Origin of the sequence: Roseateles chitinivorans (assembly GCF_050632235.1) — a bacterium.
Classification (GTDB): Bacteria; Pseudomonadota; Gammaproteobacteria; order Burkholderiales; family Burkholderiaceae_C; genus Roseateles; species Roseateles chitinivorans_A.
In genome coordinates, this window is the sequence record NZ_CP192584.1 from 431,424 (window position 1) to 447,768 (window position 16,345).

Here is a 16,345-nt window from a genome sequence, read left to right on the forward strand (position 1 = left end):
CGGCAACCACGTTGTCACCGAGTGGCGAGGGGCTCCGCTTCCGGCAGATCCGCAGTGCGCCCGTTCAGCGCGTACCAGTCGATGCGTCGCGTCAGCGCCATCACCGCCGCCAGCACCGCGAAGAGCAGCGAGGCGCCGACCAGCAGGGCGGCCTTCTCCAGGTTGAGCAGCACGAACAGCGCGCCGTAGAGCACCGTGACCAGCGCGCCGAAACCCAGCCCGCGACGGGCCGCGCCGAGCATCGCCGCGCCGTAGAAGCTCAGCAGCCCGATCGCCGCGCCCGCCGCGATCCCGTAGGACAGCGCGAAGCCCAGGTGTTCGGACAAGCTCAGCAGAAGCAGGAAGAACAGCGTCATCGCCAGGCCCACCAGCAGGTACTGCACCGGGTGCACGCGCTTGCCGGACAGCAGTTCCAGCAGACCAACGCTGACGAAGGTCAGCACGATGAACAGCAGGCCGTACTTGATCGCGCGGTCGCTCATCACGTACGGGTTGACCGGATCGATCATCGAGAACGCCAGCGTGTCGGCCACGACGCCCGGACTGCCCTCACGGCCCGGCACCGGATTCGGTGCGTAGGCACGGCCTGCCTCCGGATCGCGCTGGACCCCCGGGAGCGCGTACCCGGCCAGGACGTCGCGCGGCGCCGTCGTGGCGAGCTCGGTCACCTGCCATTGCGCCTCGAAGCCGCGCTCGTCGATCAGCTTGGACATCGGCAGGAAACGACCACCGAAGCTCGGATGCGGCCAGTTCGAGCGCAGCTTGACCTGCGTCGCGGAGGCGGCCGGCACGATGCCGAAGTCGGTCATCCCCACCAGGTTGATCGCGAACGACAGCGTCAGCGCCTGGTCCGGCGCCAGGTTCGGCAGCGAGGCATGGAAGCCGTGCGGGTAGCTGTCGTGGCGCGTCCCGGGCCGGACCGGCAGCGCCTGATTGCCCTGCTTGACCGTCACGGCACGCAGCCCGCGAGCGTCGCTGACGGCGAACATCACGCGCGGGTCCTCGCAGCTCAGCTTGCCCTTGTGCTCCGCCACGGGCGTCAGCGCGCCCAGCGAGGCCCACTGCGCCTGCAACGTCACCTCGCCCGCATAGCCGTTCACCTTGAACAGGCCGCGCTCGCGCTGCTCCTGGTTCAGCGTGCCGTCGACCTTGAGTTCGGCGGGAACCGCCGAGAGCACGAAGTCGCGCCGTTCCGGCGTCTTCGTGAGGTCCTTGCCCGTGCCGCTGACGGACTCCCATTCCTCCGAGCAGCTGCGCTGCACCAGCGGTCCGAGCAACACCTGCGGGCCCGATTGCGCCGCGGCCACGCCGGCCTCGGCGGCGCGCTGGCGCTCCTGGCGCTCGTCCACCAGCCAGCCGATCCGCAACAGCACGAACAGCAACAGCAGCGTCACGCCGCCCAGGATCACCAGCTTCCACCACAGCGCCTTCATCTGCATCTCCTTCACCTCGCCCCTCGGCGGTCCACGGAAGGCGGCAGTCTCGGGAGCGGCGGTGAGTTCAGGACGAAGTTTGTGAAGCGGCCGTGAAGAGCGGGAAGGCGAGCCTCACGCGCAGGCCGGGCTCGGCGGGTTCGAAGCGCAACTCGCCGCGATGCAGGCCGGCGATCTGGCGCACGATGGCCAGCCCGAGGCCCGAGCCCTTGCGCAGGCTGCCCGGCCGGGCCGTCGAGAAGAAGCGCTCGCCCAGTTGCGCGAACGCGCCCGCCGGCACGCCGGGGCCATGGTCGCGGAGTTCGAAGAAGGCGCTGGCGCCGTGAGTGCCGCTCGCGGACGCGACGCCGACCTGCAGCGTCAGCTCGGAGCCGGACGGCGCAAAGTCGATCGCGTTCGTCAACAGGTTGCTGATGGCCAGCGCCAGCATTTCCGCGTCGGCCTGCAGCTCCACGGCATCGCGGCGCAGCCAGCGCACAGTCAGCCCCTGCTGCGTCAGCCGGTCGCCGAGCAACGCGAGGGCCTCGTCGACCGCGCCGACCAGCGCCACCGGACGCGGATGCGCCGGTCCGCGCCGCAGTTCCAGCGTGGACAGGGCGAGCAGCCGCTCGACCAGCTCCGTCATGCGCTCGCTCTGCGACACGACCTGCGCGGCGAAGCGCTGCCGGTCCGCGTCGGGCAGCTCGTCCTGCAGCAGTTCGCCGGCGCCGCGCAGCGCGGCCAGCGGGCTCTTGAGCTCATGCGTCAGCGCCCGCGCCATGTGCTCGAGCCGCTCGCGCCCGTCCAGCCGTTCCCGCATCGCCTCCATCGCATGCGCCAGATCGCCCAGCTCGCCGGGCACCTTCGGCGGCACCTGCCGCTGGCCCATCTGGACTTCCTGGGCGTAGCGCCGCAGGCGCCGCACCGCCGCGATCATCCACACGGTCACCGCGACGCCCACCGCCAGCGACACCGCCAGCAGCGACAGGCCGGCGATCCAGATGCGGCGCTCGGCACGGAAGATGATCTGCTGGACCGCCGCCGCCGGCTTGGCGACGGTGACGACGCCGATCGTGCGGTTCCCGACACGCACCGGCGCGGCCACGTACATCACCGGACTGCCCTGCGCGTCCTTGCCATTGCCCAGATCGCCCGCGTTGCCGTAAGGCGTCAGCTGCTCCGGCGTCGTGCGCGCGCCGTATTCGCCGCGCAGCGTGCGCGCGACGTCGTTCCAGGCCGAGTAATCCTGTCCCACCGCCGATGTCGGGCTGGTGTCGAGCACCACCCGTCCCGTGGCGTCCGTGACGTAGATGCGGAAATCCAGCGAGCGCTTGCGGGCACTGAGGATGCGAGCGTCCACGGGCCGCTCCGCGTAGTCGCGGACCCGCTGCGCGAAACGCGTGCCGCTCAGGTTGCCGCCCGGCGGCATCGCGGCGAGTTCATCGCGCGCCAGCATGGCCACCAGGTTGGCGGTGTCGACCATCATGTCCTCCATCACCTCGCGCACGCTGGGCTTGAACTCGCCCAGCACGACGCGCAGCAGGATGAAGGCGCTCAGCCCCGCCACCAGGAAGAAGCCGAGGAACAGTCGCAGGCCGAGGCGCATCCGCCCTTACTCCAGCGAATAGCCCATGCCGCGGTGCGTGCGGATCGGGTCGAGGTCGGGCCGCACCTGGCGCAGCTTGGCCCGCAACGTCTTGATGTGGGTGTCCACCGTGCGGTCGCCGCTGTCGGCGTCCATGCCCCAGACCGCGTCCAGCAGGCTGTCGCGGCTGTGGATGCGTCCCGGCGCCTTCAGCAGGCGCAGCATCAGGCCGAGCTCGCGGCGCGTCAGCGGCAGCAGTTCCCCGTGGAAGCGCACCCGGGAGCCTTCGGCTTCGACGACGAAGCCGGCGATGGCTGGCGCGGCCGGCGCCACCGGCGCCTGGGCGCGGCGCAGCAGCGCCCGGACCCGCGCGACCAGCTCGCGGTTGCTGAAGGGCTTGGCCAGGTAGTCGTCGGCGCCGAGCTCCAGGCCGAGCACCTTGTCGCCCTCCTCGCTGCGGGCGCTCAGCACCAGCACCGGCAGCCGCGCCAGCGGGCCCTGGCGCAGTTCGCGGCACAGGTCCAGGCCGTTGCCGTCCGGCAGGCCGACGTCGAGGATCGCCAGGTCCGGCGCGTTGGAGGCCAGCGCCGAACGTGCCTCGTGCAGCCAGCCGCAGGCGCGGACCCGGTAGCCCTCCCGCTCCAGCACGAAGCTGACGGTCTGGGCGATGGCGGGGTCGTCCTCCAGCAGCAGGACCTGGCCGGCGAACGGCGCGGGCGACGGTGTCGACACAGGAGACATGGCGGAAGGCGCGGCGGCGGAAGACGTGCTCATGTCCGCGATCATCGCGGAGTTGTGCAGCGCTTCGCCTCCGCCAGCTCGCGGAGGTAACGCAACCCGTCGGCGGCACGCGGCCCGTACCAGCTGATCAATTCGCCGTCGACCAGCCGCACCCGGGCGTTCGGACAGAGCGCCTGCGCTTCGGCCAGATGTTCCTCACCGAAGCGGTAGGGCTCGGAACTGAGCAGCAGCTCGTCGATCTCCGCCAGCCAGGGCTCCTCACCCGTCACGACCGGGTACCGCGCCGCGCCGTGCGGGCCGCCGTCGACCGGGGGCCAGGTGTCCCAGCCCACTTCGGCGAGCATGCGCGCGATGTAGGTGTCCCGCGCCACCGTCATCCAGGGCGCGCGCCAGATCAGATAGAGCACGCGACGCGGGCCCTGCGCCGGCGGTCGATCGGCGAGGAAGGACCGACAGGCGGCCAGCGCCTCCTGCAGCCGGGCGGCGAGGCGGTCGGCGCGGTCACGGAGTTCGGGGACATCCGGCAACGCCCCGTCGAGGTAGGAAATTTCCTCCCGTCGAGTGACATTTCTTCCGGCGGGTTCAGACCTGACCCCCTGTTCGGCGGCAAAAACCTCCACCATCTCGACGATCTGCGCGATCAAGCCGAGGTTGTCTTCCGGACCGCACGGATGGGTCACCACCAAATGGGGGATGAAGTCTCGCAGGGCGTCGACCGTCTCGAGGCGGTTCTCGTCCACGTTGACCACCGCATGCGTGGGCGCCAGCGCTCTCACTTTCGGGAGGTTGACGTCCTTCGTCCCCCCGATCTTTGATATTGCTGACACCGCCGGCGCGGGGTGAATGCAAAAACCGGTGCGGCCGACGATCCAGGGTCCCAATCCAAGTGCGAACAGCAGTTCCGTCACGGACGGGACGAGCGAGACGATGCGCAGGCGCGGCGTGGCAAGGGCCTTGTCCGGAAGTGGGTGGGGTGGGGCGATGGGCGACACGATGTGCGATTTCAGCAGGGTTGCATCCGCATAGTGGAAAACACCGAGCACGAATCGAGGGACTCGGGAGTCTGATTTGCCCCTCCAAAGGGCCGGAGGCGGAAATTGTTGAGCGCCTCTGACACTGCTCGGGGTTTGTGCGCATAAGCTGAAAAACAACAACCAGCTTGACGCGTTGCGAACCGCCAATCCTGTCACACATAATCGGATCGCCTGAATGCAGCGCCTTCGTATGAGTGGTTCACGATGGGTTGAAGCAGCACATTGGGTTATTTGGTTTTGAAAGGGCTTCCCCCATGGGAAACAAGCTATACGTGGGCAACCTCGCTTACAGCGTGCGAGATGAGTCGCTCCAGGAGGCATTCGCGCCATTCGGCACCGTCATTTCCGCCAAGGTCATGATGGATCGTGAGACCGGACGTTCCAAGGGCTTCGGCTTCGTGGAAATGTCGACGGACGATGAAGCGCAGGCTGCCATCAACGGCATGAACGGTCAGGCCCTCGACGGCCGCGCGATCGTCGTCAACGTGGCTCGTCCGCGTGAAGACCGTCCGGGCGGCGGTGGCGGCTTCGGCGGCGGCCGCAGCGGTGGTGGCGGCTTCGGCGGCGGCGGTGGCCGCAGCGGTGGCGGCGGCTACGGCGGTGGTGGCGGCGGCGGCTACGGTGGTGGCGGCGGCGGTGGTCGCAGTGGCGGCGGCGGCGGTTACGGCGGTGGCCGTAGCGGCGGCGGCGGTTACGGCGGCGGCGGCGGTGGCGGCTACGGTGGTGGCGGCGGCGGCAGCTACGGCGGCGGTCGCGGCGGCTACTGAGCCACGCACGGCAGGCGGGTCCATCCCGCTTCGCAATGAAAAAGGCGCTCCTCGGAGCGCCTTTTTCTTTGGGTGATCGGCTCTTGATTCGCCGACCCGTTCGCCGGGTGGGGCCTCAGGCAGTGCCAGGCCTTGTCTTGCTCCCTCTCCCGCTTGCGGGAGAGGGTTGGGGTGAGGGCCAGTGGCCGTGGCAGTGCGCCAGGGTCAGCTCTCGCCCTGACGATGCTTGCGCGGACGCCCCGCCAGCAGCCGATCGAAGACCGCGCCCGGCAGCAGCCGCATGAGGCGCGCCACGACGCCCATCTGCCACGGGATGAAGCGCACCCGCGCCCCCGCCTCGATGGCCGCATAGGCCTTGCGCGCGAAGTCTTCCGGCTGCATCAGGAAGGGCATCCCATAGCGGTTCTCGCGCGTCAGCGGAGTATCGACATACCCTGGTGCAATCGTCACGACCTTCACGCCGTCGGGCCGACATTCCCCGCGCAGGCTCTCGCAATAACTGAACACCGCGGCCTTGCTCGAGCAATAAGCGCCATGTCCCGGCAGCCCACGGATACCCGCGACGCTGGCGATGCCCACCAGCGTGCCGCTGCGTCGCGCCCGCATCGCGCTGATGAACGGATGGAAGGTCGCGGCCAGGCCGATGTTGTTGGTGGCATAGAGGCGCTGCATCACGGCGAGATCCTCGTAGATCGCCGTGTCCATGCCGATGCTGATGCCGGCGTTGGCGATGACGACGTCCGGCAGGCCCTGCTCGGCGATGCACTGGCGGCCCGTCGCCGCGATGACCTCGATGTCACTGACGTCGGCGCGGTAGACCCGCCACCGGGACGGCGCCAGGCGCTGCTGTTCAGCCCAGGCCGCCAGCTCCTCGACACGGCGCGCGACCAGCGCCAGATTCCAGCCCTCGCGGTAGTACTGCAGCGCGAGCGCCTGACCGATGCCGCTGGAGGCACCGGTGATGTAGACAAGTCGGGTCATGGCTTGCTGCTGAAGGTCGCGGTGCCGGAAGCCGCCTTGGCGGGTCTCGCCGCCGGCTTGGCAGCCGTGCCGGCAGTACCCGTCGCGGCGTTGGCGGCATTGCCGGAAGCCTTCTCGGCGGCCTTTGCCGCGGCCTTGGCGGGCTGCAGCGACGGGCGCACGCCGGGCTGCGCCGCGAAGGTCGCGCGACCGCCGCCGCTGAAGGTCAGACGACCGGTCAGCTGGTCGTAGACGAAGCTCTTCACCTGCATCTCGCCGCCCATCCCGACGACGCGCGCCGGCAGGTGGGAGCGGATCTGCTGCTGCGGCACGAAGGCATGCAGGAACTCGCCGTAGAGCTCCAGATCGGGCGCCTTCGACGTGTCGCCATTCGGGTAGCGCTTGACCTTCACGTCGCCGAGCAGCTGCACCTCGCTGCCGTCGCCGTTGGACACGCCGCGTTGCGAATCGGCGACCAGCAGTTCGTCCAGCTTGCCGTAGGCGCGCAGTTCCGGGGTATCGATCTCCAGCGTGTCGTTGTCCGGGTAATGGCGCATCTCGGTGCCGGTGATCCGGCCGGTGAGCCGGCCGTCGCTGCTGAACCGCTGCACCTCGAAGCCGTTCATCCGGTAGTCCGGCTCATGCTTGGGCGCGACCTTCTCGCGCGGCGCCTCGAGCTGCGGCGTGTTCTTGATGAGCCACCAGGTAAAGCCCGCCAGCATCGCCATCAGCAGCAGCGGCACGTAATTGGCCAGCATCGATTGCAGGCGCCACAGCAACGGCTGCGCGCGGCGGCGCGGGGCGGTCGGCGGCGGAACGAGTGCCGCCATCAGTGACCGCTCCCGTCCAGGGTCTCGAGGTGGCCGTTCAACAGCTTCGCGTACTGGCCGGCCGCGATCAGCAGCAGGTCGCAGAACTCGCGCGCGGCCCCGTGTCCGCCGGCGGCGGCGGTGACGTGGTGCGCCACCGCCTTGACCTCGGCATGGGCCTGCGCCGGCGCGCAGGCGAAGCCCGCGCGCACCATCAGCGGGAGGTCCGGCCAGTCGTCGCCGATCGCCGCCACCTCGTCCCAGTGCAGCCCCAGTTGATCGAGCAGCGGCTGCGCCGCGGCCAGCTTGTTCTTCGCGCCGTAGACCGCATGCGGCAAACCGAGATCGGCCACCCGGCGCCGCACCGCCGGCGAGTCCCGGCCGGTGATGACGATGGGAACGATCCCGCCCTGCGCCAGCAGCTTCATGCCATGGCCGTCCAGCGTGGCGAAGGCCTTGATGGTCTCGCCGGCTTCGCTGAGGTAGATGCGGCCGTCGGTCAGCACGCCGTCGACATCGAAGATCGCGGCCTTGAGCCCGAGCGCCGGGCCTTGCGCCTTCAGCAGCAGCTCGGGGGGAAGGACAGCGCGGGCTTGAGTTCGCGCACCACCGGAGAAGAGCCGCTCATCAGATCACCTTCGCGCGCATCAGGTCGTTGATGCTGATCGCGCCGACGAGGCGCTGCTCGTCGTCGACCGCCAGGACCAGCGTGATGCGCGCCTGCTCCATCAGGTCGGCCGCGACGACGGCCAGCGCGTCGGCGGCGACCGTGCGCGGATTCGGATGCATCACCTGCCCGGCGGTCAGGCCGCGCAGATCGGTGCCGCGCTCGATCAGGCGGCGCAGGTCGCCATCGGTGAAGATGCCGCCGACCTTGCCGTCGGCATCGGCCAGCACGGCACAGCCCAGGCCCTTGTCGGACATCACCCGCATCATGTCGAGCAGCGGCATGTCCGCGCCGACGCGGGGCAGCGAGTCACCGCTGCGCATCAGGTCGCGGACGTGCGTCAGCAGGCGGCGGCCGAGCGAGCCGCCCGGGTGCGACCGCGCGAAGTCCTCGGCGCGGAAGCCGCGGGCGTCGAGCAGCGCCACGGCCAGCGCGTCGCCGAGCGCGATCTGCGCCGTGGTGCTCGCGGTCGGGGCCAGGTTCAGCGGGCAGGCCTCCTGCTCCACGCGCGAGTCCAGCACGAAGTCCGAATGCTTGGCCAGCGACGAGGACAGGCCGCCCGTCATCCCGATCAGCGTCACGCCCAGGCGCTTGAGCACCGGGATGATGGCGTTGAGCTCGTCGCTCTCGCCGGAATTGGACAGTGCCAGCACGATGTCGCCGGGGGTGACCATGCCGAGGTCGCCGTGGCTGGCCTCGCCCGGATGGACGAAGAACGCGGGCGTGCCGGTGGACGCCAGCGTGGCGGCGATCTTGCGGCCGACGTGGCCGCTCTTGCCCATGCCCATCACCACGACACGGCCGGCGCTGTCGAGGATCGTCCGCACCACCTGCTCGAACGATTCACCGAGGCGCGGACCGAGCGCCAGCAGCGCGTCGGCCTCGACCTTCAAGGCGGCGCGGGCCACGTCGAGCGCGCGGGAATGGGTGAGGGCGGCATGGGTCGTCATAAGGGCGAAAGTGTAGCCGCCGGGGTCGGATCAGTCCGGCGCCGGACCCAGGCGCATCGCCACGCAGAAGCCCGCCGTCATGGACGGCAGCGACAGGCTTCCGCCATGGGCGCGGGCCACCAGGTCGGCCATCATCAGCCCCAGCCCCATGCGTCCCTCGTACTGCTGGCGCTCGAGCGCATCGTTCAGGTCCACGCGCTGCCAGTCCGGCACCCCTCGCCGTTGTCGGTCAGCACCAGCAGCAGGCCGCGGTCCGACAGGCGATGCAGGCGCAGGTGCATCTGCGACGCCCCATGCCGGAAGGCGTTGTCGATCAGGTTGATCAACGCGGCGGCGAGCAGGTCGGGATCGGCGTCGATGGCGGCGTCGTCCCCGGGCAGGTCGAGCGCGAGGCCGTCCGGCAGCGGCAGCAGCGACAGCAGCTCGTTCAGGTCCAGGCGCTGCCAGCGCAGGCTCATCCCGGTGCGGAACAGCGTCAGCAGCGCGGTCACCACCCGGCGCAACCGGTCGGCCGCCTCGCGGGTGCGCTGCAGCCGGGCGCGCGATTCGGGCGGCGCCTCCCGCAGCGCCATCGCGAGCTGCGCGTCCATGCCCGCGAGCGGCGTTCGCAACGCATGCGCCGCATGGGCGCTGAAGGCGCGCTCGTTGGCCACGCGCTGTGCCAGGCGTTGACCGAGGTCCAGCACCGCCGCTCGGATCCCGGCCAGTTCCTGGCGGTGCTGCTCGGGCAGCATCTGACGGGTATCGAGCGGGTCGTAATCGGCGAGCGCGCTGGACAACTCGGCCAGCGGGGCCAGTTCCGCCCGCGCGCGCCGGTTCATCCACATCATGCACAGGCCCCCGACCAGCAGGGCCGACAGGGCGCTGGCGAGACCGACGCGGCTGCGCACCTCCTTCCGCTCGGCACTGGTCTGCGCCACCATCAGCCAGCCCGGTCCGGCCACGGTCGGCAGCGGGCGCACATGCACGCGCCAGTCGTCGCCGTCCGTGCCGTCGTCCTGCCAGTCGCTGAAGCCGGGCGGCAGCTTCCACGCGTTCACCGGCGCCAGCGGCGAGCGGTGGAGCAGCGCCCCGTCCGCTCCGACCAGTTGCCAGGCGAAGTGGGTGCTGAGGTCGTCGTTGTCGGCGATCTCCGCCGGCATCGCGCTGCTCTGGCGCAGCAGCTGCCCCAGCACCTGCGAGGACGCCTGCAGGGTCTCGTCGAGCAGCTCGTCGACTTCCTCCTGCACGACCAGCCAGACGCTGACGCCCGCCAACAGCGCCCAGAAGGCGGAAATCATCAGCAGCTGGCGCGCCAGGCGCCCGGCGATCGACGGTCGGCGCGGACCCGTGGGCGCGTGCTCCGCCACGTTCAGGCGGCCTCCGGCCCGAGCCGGTAGCCCAGGCCGCGGACGGTCTCGATCAGTTCCCGGCCGAGCTTGCGGCGCAGGCTCGACACATGGACCTCCAGCGCGTTGCTCAGGACCTCGGCGTCGTCGCCGAGCACCTGCAGCTCCAGGTCGCGCTTCGGGTACAGCCGGCCGGCGCGCTGCGCCAGCGCCTCCAGCACGGCCCATTCACGGGCGGTGAGCTCGACGGCGTGGCCGTCCCGCGTCGCGCGCTTCGAGGCGAGGTCCAGCACCACGTCCCCGTAACGCCGCTGCGAACTGCTGGCGCCGACATGGCGGCGGCTGACCGCGCGCAGGCGGGCGGCGAGTTCCTCCGGCGCGAAGGGCTTGACCAGATAGTCGTCGGCGCCGCTGTCCAGCCCCTGCAGGCGGTCGGCGAGCAGATCCCGCGCGGTCAGCATCAGCGCCGGCGTCGACACGCCGCGCTGGCGCAGCCCGCGCAGCCAGTCCAGGCCCGAGCCGTCCGGCAGTTGCCAGTCGACCAGCAGCGCCTCGAACTCCTCATGCTGGCGTGGCAGCACTTCGGACAGCCTTCGGGCCCAGGTCACCGCATGGCCCTCGGCGCGCAGGAAGTCGCGCAGGCCTTCTCCCAGGAGTTCGTCGTCTTCGAGCAGCAGCAGTCGCATGGAATGAGGGCGGCCTTCAGGCCGGATCGCCGGACGGGAAAGATAGCAGCCGCCGACACGGCGCGCGAGCACCCGCCTCGATGTGCGAAACGGCGCGGGTCTTCAGCCGAGCTTCAGCTTCACTTCAGGGCGACTTCAGCGCCGCGGCGCCCACTGCGAGCCGTGAAGCCGCATCCCCTGTCCTCCCTCCAGCTCGGCGCCGGCTCGACCGCGACGCCGGTCCTGTCGCCCGTCGGGGCGATGTCGCTCCCGGCGCTGCGACGCGGCTGGCTGGTCGCACTGGCGGGCCTGGCGGCGCTGCTGCTCTGGGACCTGGCCGGGTGGGACCTGGCCGTCGTGCGGCTTTTCGCCGATGCGCGCGGCTTCGCACTGCGCGACCACTGGATGACCTCCGGCCTGCTGCATCAAGGCGGACGCTGGGTTGCCACGGGGCTGGCAGTGATGCTGCTGATCAACGCCGTCCGGCCCCTGTGGCCCGGACTGACGCGGCGCGAGCGTTGGGGTGCGGTGGCACTCACGGCGGTCAGCCTGATCCTGATCCCGTTGATGAAGCAGGGCAGCACCACGAGCTGCCCCTGGGACCTGGCCGAGTTCGGCGGCGTCGCGCACTACGTGTCGCACTGGCGCTTCGGCCTGCGCGACGGCGGCCCCGGCCACTGCTTCCCCTCGGGACACGCGAGTTCCGCCTTCGCCTTCTTCAGCGTGTTCTTCATGCTGCGGCGCGCCTATCCGCGGCAGGCACGGTTCGCGCTGGGGGCGGTCGTGACGATGGGCGTGCTCTACGGCTTCGCGCAGATGGCGCGCGGCGCGCACTACCCCAGCCACACGATGTGGACCGGCTGGATCTGCTGGACGCTGGCGGTCGCCGCGGCGCCGTGGCTGCGAGCCCGCGACGCCGACGCGGTTACATGACGGATTCATCGCCCTGACGAACGCGACCTCCCAGAATCGGCGCTCCTGCAACGACTCTGGAGAGATGCGATGGGCAAGAAGCTGCTGCTGCTGGCCGGCGATTACGTCGAGGACTACGAGCTGATGGTGCCGTTCCAGGCGCTGCAGGCGGTGGGCCACCAGGTCCACGCGGTCTGTCCCGGCAAGAAGGCCGGGGACTACGTCCTGACGGCGATCCATGACTTCGAGGGCGCGCAGACCTACTCCGAGAAGCCGGGACACCGCTTCACCTTGAACGCGAGCTTCGACGACATCAAGCCGCAGGACTACGACGCGCTCGTGATCCCGGGCGGCCGTGCGCCGGAGTACCTGCGCACGATGCCGGGCGTGCTGCCGCTGGTGCAGCATTTCTCGCAGGCCGACAAGCCCATCGCCGCGATCTGCCACGGCGCGCAGCTGCTGGCGGCGGCCGGCATCATCCGCGGCAAGAAGGTCTCGGCCTACCCCGCCTGCGCGGCGGAAGTCGAGCTGGCTGGCGCCAGCTACGCCGACATCCCGGTCGACCAGGCGGTCACCGACGGCAAGCTCGTCACCGCGCCGGCCTGGCCCGCCCATCCCGCCTGGATTGCGCAGTTCCTGCAAGTGCTCGGCACGAAGATCACCCACTGACCCTCTCCCGACGTCCTCGGTAGCAAAACCGTGGAAGGACGGAGGTGGTGGGGGACGGCATTGCTGGGGGTTCAGGCGCTGGCCGCCTGTGGCCCCCTGCAATGGCGGCCAACGCCCGGACCGATGCAGTCGTGCGCTCCACCGACAACGAAAAAACGGGCGCCGAGGCGCCCGTTCCGCTGTAACCGCGAGAAACCGCGGTCGCTGGATCAGGGGTACAGACCGCGCTCTTCGCGCGCTTCCAGCACCCGCGTGCAGGCCACGGTGAACGCCGCCGTGCGCAGCGGGATCTTGTGCTGTTCCGCGGTATCCCAGATGCCCTTGAACGCGCCGACGAGGATCTTGTCCAGACGGACGTTGATCTCGTCTTCGGTCCAGAAGAACGACGAGAAGTCCTGCACCCACTCGAAGTAGGAGACCGTCACGCCGCCCGCGTTCGCGATCACGTCGGGGACGACGATGATGCCGCGGTCGGCCAGCACGGCGTCGCCGTCCGGGGTGGTCGGGCCGTTGGCGCCTTCGATGACGACACGGGTCTGCACGCGCTTGGCGCGTTCACCGGTGATCTGGCCTTCCAGGGCGGCCGGGATCAGGATGTCCGACTTCACGTCCCAGAAGTTCTCGTTGTCGATGCGGTCGGCGCCCTTGAAGCCGCCCACGCCGCCCGTGCGGGCCAGGTGGTCCAGCAGGTCGGTCATGTCCAGGCCGTTCTCGTTCAGGATGGTGCCGGTGTGGTCCTGCACCGCGACGACGATCGCGCCGTTGGCGGCGAACATCTTCGCGGCCACGGAACCCACGTTGCCGAAGCCCTGCACGGCGACGCGCGCGCCTTCCAGGTTCACGTTCAGGCGGCGCATCGCTTCGCGGCCGACGACGAACACGCCGCGGCCGGTGGCGGCCACGCGGCCAAGCGAACCGCCCAGCGCGATCGGCTTGCCGGTGACGACGCCGGTGGCGGTCGCGCCGACGTTCATCGAGTACGTGTCCATCATCCAGGCCATGATCTGGCCGTTGGTGTTCACGTCAGGCGCGGGGATGTCCTGGGTCGGGCCGATGATCATGCCGATCTCGCTGGTGTAGCGGCGGGTGACCTTCTCCAGTTCCTTCATCGACAGCGTCTTCGGGTCCAGGCGGATGCCGCCCTTGGCGCCGCCGTACGGCAGGTTCACCGCCGCGTTCTTGACCGTCATCCAGGCCGACAGCGCCATCACTTCTTCCAGCGTGACGTCCGGGTGGTAGCGCACGCCGCCCTTGCCGGGACCGCGGGTCAGGCTGTGCTGGACACGATAGCCCTCGAAGTGGGCGATGGTGCCGTTGTCGAGTTCGATGGGGATGTCCACGATCAGCGCGCGCTTGGGGCGGCGCAGCGTTTCCACCCAGCGGGCCAGCTTGCCCAGATAGGGCTCGACGGCGTCGATCTGGGACAGGTAGGTGCCCCAGGGACTGTTGCGCGTGGGGGAAACGAAAGACAGGTTGGGCATGAAATGCTCCGTAACTTTTCGGTGGCGCGAACGGTACCCCGAAGCCCTGCCCGTCCGCCACGTGCGGCAAAGCCGAGTGCACATGCGGGCATGCGCCCCATGCATAAGGGGGCTAGTTTGCGCCCGGGACATGACCAAAGCCAAGTCCCCGGCCGATGAACGCCCAGGGTCCCGGACGCCCGCGAGCCCCCGTCGGAGAGCTCCGGGTTGCGCAAACCCCACTCGGCCGGCCCCAGCCGGTCGCGGCCCGCCAGTACCATCGCCGCCATGCTCACCGCGCTGGACCTGACCCTCATCTACCTGATCGCCGCCGTGCTGGGCGTGGTGGTCTGCCGCTCGCTGAAGCTGCCCCCTATCCTGGGCTACCTGGTCGTCGGCGTGGTGATCGGACCGAACGCGCTGGCGCTCGCCAGCGACGTGCCCGGCGTCCAGCACCTGGCCGAGTTCGGCGTGGTGTTCCTGATGTTCGTGATCGGCCTGGAGTTCAACCTCCCCAAGCTGCACAGCATGCGGTCGATGGTGTTCGGGCTCGGCCTGCTGCAGGTGGTCGTGACCATAGGCGGGACGATGCTGGGCAACGTCTTCCTGCGCTGGCTGTTCGGCTGGATGGGCTGGGCCTGGGACCTGGGATGGCAGGGGTCGCTGGCGCTCGGGGCAGCGATGGCGATGAGCTCGACAGCCATCGTCGTGAAGCTGATGTCCGAACGGCTCGAGCTGGAAAGCGAACATGGCCGGCGCGTCATCGGCGTGCTGCTGTTCCAGGATCTGGCCGTCGTGCCGCTGCTGGTGCTGATCCCGGCGCTGGGCGGCAGCGGCGCCGAGATGATCGAGTCGCTCGGCTGGGCCGGGCTGAAGGCCGTGGTGCTGCTGGTGCTGCTGCTGACCGGCGGCCAGCACGTGATGCGGCGCTGGCTGACCCTGGTGGCGCGGCGCAAGAGCCAGGAGCTCTTCATGCTGAACCTGCTGCTGGTCACGCTGGGCCTGGCCTGGCTGACCGAGCATGCGGGACTGTCGCTGGCGCTGGGCGCGTTCGTCGCGGGCATGCTGATCGCGGAGACCGAATACAAGCACCAGGTGGAACTGGACATCCGGCCCTTCCACGACGTGCTGCTCGGGCTCTTCTTCATCACCATCGGCATGCGCCTGGACTGGCAGACACTGGTCTTCCAGTGGCCGCTGGTCATCATCCTGGCGCTGGTGCCGACGCTGGCGAAGTTCGTGCTGGTGGCGGGGCTGGCCAAGCTGTTCCGCGCGCCCACCGGCGTCGCGTTGCGTACCGGGCTGTACCTGGCGCAGGCGGGGAATTCGGCTTCGTGCTGCTGACGCTGGGCGCCCAGCAGAACCTGATCGCGGCGCAGTGGGTCAGCCCGGTGCTGGCGGCGATGGTGCTGTCGATGCTGGTGACGCCGCTGATCATCGAACACAGCAACCGCATCGTCATGAAGCTGTCCGCGAGCGACTGGCTGCTGCAGTCGGTGCAGCTGACGACGATCGCGAAGAAGTCGATCAAGACCGATGCGCACGTGATCATATGCGGCTACGGCCGCAGCGGGCAGAACCTGGCCACGCTGCTGGAGACGGAGCACATCCCCTACATGGCGCTGGACCTGGATCCGGACCGGGTGCGGCAGGCCGCGGCGGCGGGCAAGAGCGTCGTCTTCGGCGACGCAGCGAGGCTGCCCAGCCTGATCGCGGCCGGCCTGACGCGGGCGAGCGCGGTGGTGATCTCGTACCACGACACGCCGTCGGCGCTGAAGGTGCTGCACGAGGTCCGCGGCCATGCGCCGCATGTGCCGGTGGTCGTGCGCACCATCGACGACACCGACCTCGAGAAGCTGCGCGCCGCCGGCGCGACCGAGGTCGTGCCGGAAGCGATCGAGGGCTCGCTGATGCTCGCGAGCCACGCGCTCGCGCTCGTCGGCGTGCCGATGCGACGGGTGCTGCGCATCGCGCGGGACGCGCGGGATCGCCGCTACGGGTTGCTGCGCGGCTACTTCCACGGGGCCGACGACGATACGTCGGAAGAACGCGATCAGGCCAGGCTCCAATCGATCAGTCTGCCGATGGCCAGCATCCTCGAAGGACGCACGCTCGGTGAGATCGGTCTTGTGGGCTGGGGCGTCAGCGTGGTGTCCGTGCGCCGGCCCAACGGGGCCGTGAAGGACGCGAGCGATGACCTGGTGCTCCAGGGCGGGGACACCCTCGTCGTGTCAGGGACGCCCGAGGCGCTGGCGCGCGCTGAACACGGGTTGTTGGTCGGCTGAAGACCGACCGCGTGCACAGGCCGGGGCGTTGGCCGCCATTGCAGGGGGCCACAGGCGGCCAGCGCCTGAACCCCCAGCAATGCCGTCCCCCATCAGCCCCG

15 protein-coding genes and 1 pseudogene are annotated in these 16,345 nt (G+C 69.9%); 4 read left to right on the plus strand and 12 right to left on the minus strand.

The features are described 5' to 3' along the window. Positions 1–14 precede the first annotated feature (14 nt). The 4 genes from creD to ACQ859_RS01810 all read right to left on the minus strand — a co-directional run bounded on the left by creD (position 15) and on the right by ACQ859_RS01810 (position 4,730). Entirely contained in the window at positions 15–1,433 is a 1,419-nt protein-coding gene (gene creD, locus ACQ859_RS01795; RefSeq protein WP_431264357.1) for a cell envelope integrity protein CreD, read from the minus strand. Between the two features lie 67 nt (positions 1,434–1,500). Further along, entirely contained in the window at positions 1,501–3,018 is a 1,518-nt protein-coding gene (creC, locus tag ACQ859_RS01800) for a two-component system sensor histidine kinase CreC (protein ID WP_431264358.1), read from the minus strand. Positions 3,019–3,024: 6 nt separating this feature from the next. Then, the gene (gene creB, locus ACQ859_RS01805) at positions 3,025–3,738 is read right to left on the minus strand and encodes a two-component system response regulator CreB (protein WP_431266439.1); all 714 of its coding nucleotides are present in this window, start codon (positions 3,736–3,738) and stop codon (positions 3,025–3,027) included. Between the two features lie 41 nt (positions 3,739–3,779). Then, a complete protein-coding gene (locus ACQ859_RS01810) occupies positions 3,780–4,730 on the minus strand; it encodes a helical backbone metal receptor (protein WP_431264359.1) in 951 nt (316 codons plus the stop codon). 296 nt (positions 4,731–5,026) lie between these two features. Here ACQ859_RS01810 and ACQ859_RS01815 point away from each other — a divergent pair, with 296 nt between their 5' ends. Further along, positions 5,027–5,539: an RNA recognition motif domain-containing protein gene (locus ACQ859_RS01815; protein WP_431049239.1), complete on the plus strand. Its 513-nt coding sequence runs from the start codon at positions 5,027–5,029 to the stop codon at positions 5,537–5,539. Positions 5,540–5,743: 204 nt separating this feature from the next. Here ACQ859_RS01815 and ACQ859_RS01820 read toward each other — a convergent pair whose 3' ends face one another. The 7 genes from ACQ859_RS01820 to ACQ859_RS01850 all read right to left on the minus strand — a co-directional run bounded on the left by ACQ859_RS01820 (position 5,744) and on the right by ACQ859_RS01850 (position 10,939). Further along, positions 5,744–6,520 carry an SDR family oxidoreductase gene (locus ACQ859_RS01820; RefSeq protein ID WP_431264360.1) on the minus strand — a complete coding sequence of 259 codons (777 nt, stop codon included), beginning with the start codon at positions 6,518–6,520 and terminating at the stop codon, positions 5,744–5,746. Continuing rightward, complete coding sequence (gene lptC, locus ACQ859_RS01825) at positions 6,517–7,329, minus strand: LPS export ABC transporter periplasmic protein LptC (protein WP_431264361.1); 813 nt, start codon at positions 7,327–7,329, stop codon at positions 6,517–6,519. The genes ACQ859_RS01820 and lptC overlap by 4 nt, the downstream gene beginning before the upstream one ends. Beyond that, complete coding sequence (locus ACQ859_RS01830) at positions 7,329–7,814, minus strand: KdsC family phosphatase (protein WP_431264362.1); 486 nt, start codon at positions 7,812–7,814, stop codon at positions 7,329–7,331. Before ACQ859_RS01830 ends, lptC begins: the two co-directional genes overlap by 1 nt. A gap of 121 nt (positions 7,815–7,935) precedes the next feature. After that, on the minus strand, positions 7,936–8,925 hold the full coding sequence (locus ACQ859_RS01835) for a KpsF/GutQ family sugar-phosphate isomerase (protein ID WP_431264363.1): 990 nt from the start codon (positions 8,923–8,925) through the stop codon (positions 7,936–7,938). Between the two features lie 30 nt (positions 8,926–8,955). After that, positions 8,956–9,120 carry a hypothetical protein gene (locus ACQ859_RS01840; protein WP_431264364.1) on the minus strand — a complete coding sequence of 55 codons (165 nt, stop codon included), beginning with the start codon at positions 9,118–9,120 and terminating at the stop codon, positions 8,956–8,958. After that, positions 9,111–10,274 carry a histidine kinase dimerization/phospho-acceptor domain-containing protein gene (locus tag ACQ859_RS01845; protein WP_431264365.1) on the minus strand — a complete coding sequence of 388 codons (1,164 nt, stop codon included), beginning with the start codon at positions 10,272–10,274 and terminating at the stop codon, positions 9,111–9,113. Before ACQ859_RS01845 ends, ACQ859_RS01840 begins: the two co-directional genes overlap by 10 nt. A 2-nt stretch (positions 10,275–10,276) precedes the next feature. Then, positions 10,277–10,939: a response regulator transcription factor gene (locus ACQ859_RS01850; RefSeq protein ID WP_431264366.1), complete on the minus strand. Its 663-nt coding sequence runs from the start codon at positions 10,937–10,939 to the stop codon at positions 10,277–10,279. 162 nt (positions 10,940–11,101) lie between these two features. Here ACQ859_RS01850 and ACQ859_RS01855 point away from each other — a divergent pair, with 162 nt between their 5' ends. Continuing rightward, a complete protein-coding gene (locus ACQ859_RS01855) occupies positions 11,102–11,851 on the plus strand; it encodes a phosphatase PAP2 family protein (RefSeq protein ID WP_431264367.1) in 750 nt (249 codons plus the stop codon). 69 nt (positions 11,852–11,920) lie between these two features. After that, entirely contained in the window at positions 11,921–12,499 is a 579-nt protein-coding gene (locus ACQ859_RS01860; protein ID WP_431264368.1) for a DJ-1/PfpI family protein, read from the plus strand. A 209-nt stretch (positions 12,500–12,708) separates the two neighbouring features. Here ACQ859_RS01860 and ACQ859_RS01865 read toward each other — a convergent pair whose 3' ends face one another. Continuing rightward, entirely contained in the window at positions 12,709–13,980 is a 1,272-nt protein-coding gene (locus tag ACQ859_RS01865) for a Glu/Leu/Phe/Val family dehydrogenase (RefSeq protein WP_088408129.1), read from the minus strand. 267 nt (positions 13,981–14,247) lie between these two features. Between ACQ859_RS01865 and ACQ859_RS01870 the strand changes: the two are divergent. Continuing rightward, a pseudogene (locus ACQ859_RS01870) lies at positions 14,248–16,244 on the plus strand (cation:proton antiporter). The last annotated feature ends 101 nt before the right edge of the window (positions 16,245–16,345 follow it).

Bases quoted from the DNA above. Each gene is read 5' to 3' on its own strand.
- creD (WP_431264357.1), bottom strand. From the start codon at position 1,433: ATGAAGGCGCTGTGGTGGAAGCTGGTGATCCTGGGCGGCGTGACGCTG.
- creC (WP_431264358.1), bottom strand. From the start codon at position 3,018: ATGCGCCTCGGCCTGCGACTGTTCCTCGGCTTCTTCCTGGTGGCGGGG.
- creB (WP_431266439.1), bottom strand. From the start codon at position 3,738: ATGTCTCCTGTGTCGACACCGTCGCCCGCGCCGTTCGCCGGCCAGGTC.
- ACQ859_RS01815 (WP_431049239.1), top strand. From the start codon at position 5,027: ATGGGAAACAAGCTATACGTGGGCAACCTCGCTTACAGCGTGCGAGAT.
- ACQ859_RS01820 (WP_431264360.1), bottom strand. From the start codon at position 6,520: ATGACCCGACTTGTCTACATCACCGGTGCCTCCAGCGGCATCGGTCAG.
- lptC (WP_431264361.1), bottom strand. From the start codon at position 7,329: ATGGCGGCACTCGTTCCGCCGCCGACCGCCCCGCGCCGCCGCGCGCAG.
- ACQ859_RS01835 (WP_431264363.1), bottom strand. From the start codon at position 8,925: ATGACGACCCATGCCGCCCTCACCCATTCCCGCGCGCTCGACGTGGCC.
- ACQ859_RS01850 (WP_431264366.1), bottom strand. From the start codon at position 10,939: ATGCGACTGCTGCTGCTCGAAGACGACGAACTCCTGGGAGAAGGCCTG.
- ACQ859_RS01860 (WP_431264368.1), top strand. From the start codon at position 11,921: ATGGGCAAGAAGCTGCTGCTGCTGGCCGGCGATTACGTCGAGGACTAC.
- ACQ859_RS01865 (WP_088408129.1), bottom strand. From the start codon at position 13,980: ATGCCCAACCTGTCTTTCGTTTCCCCCACGCGCAACAGTCCCTGGGGC.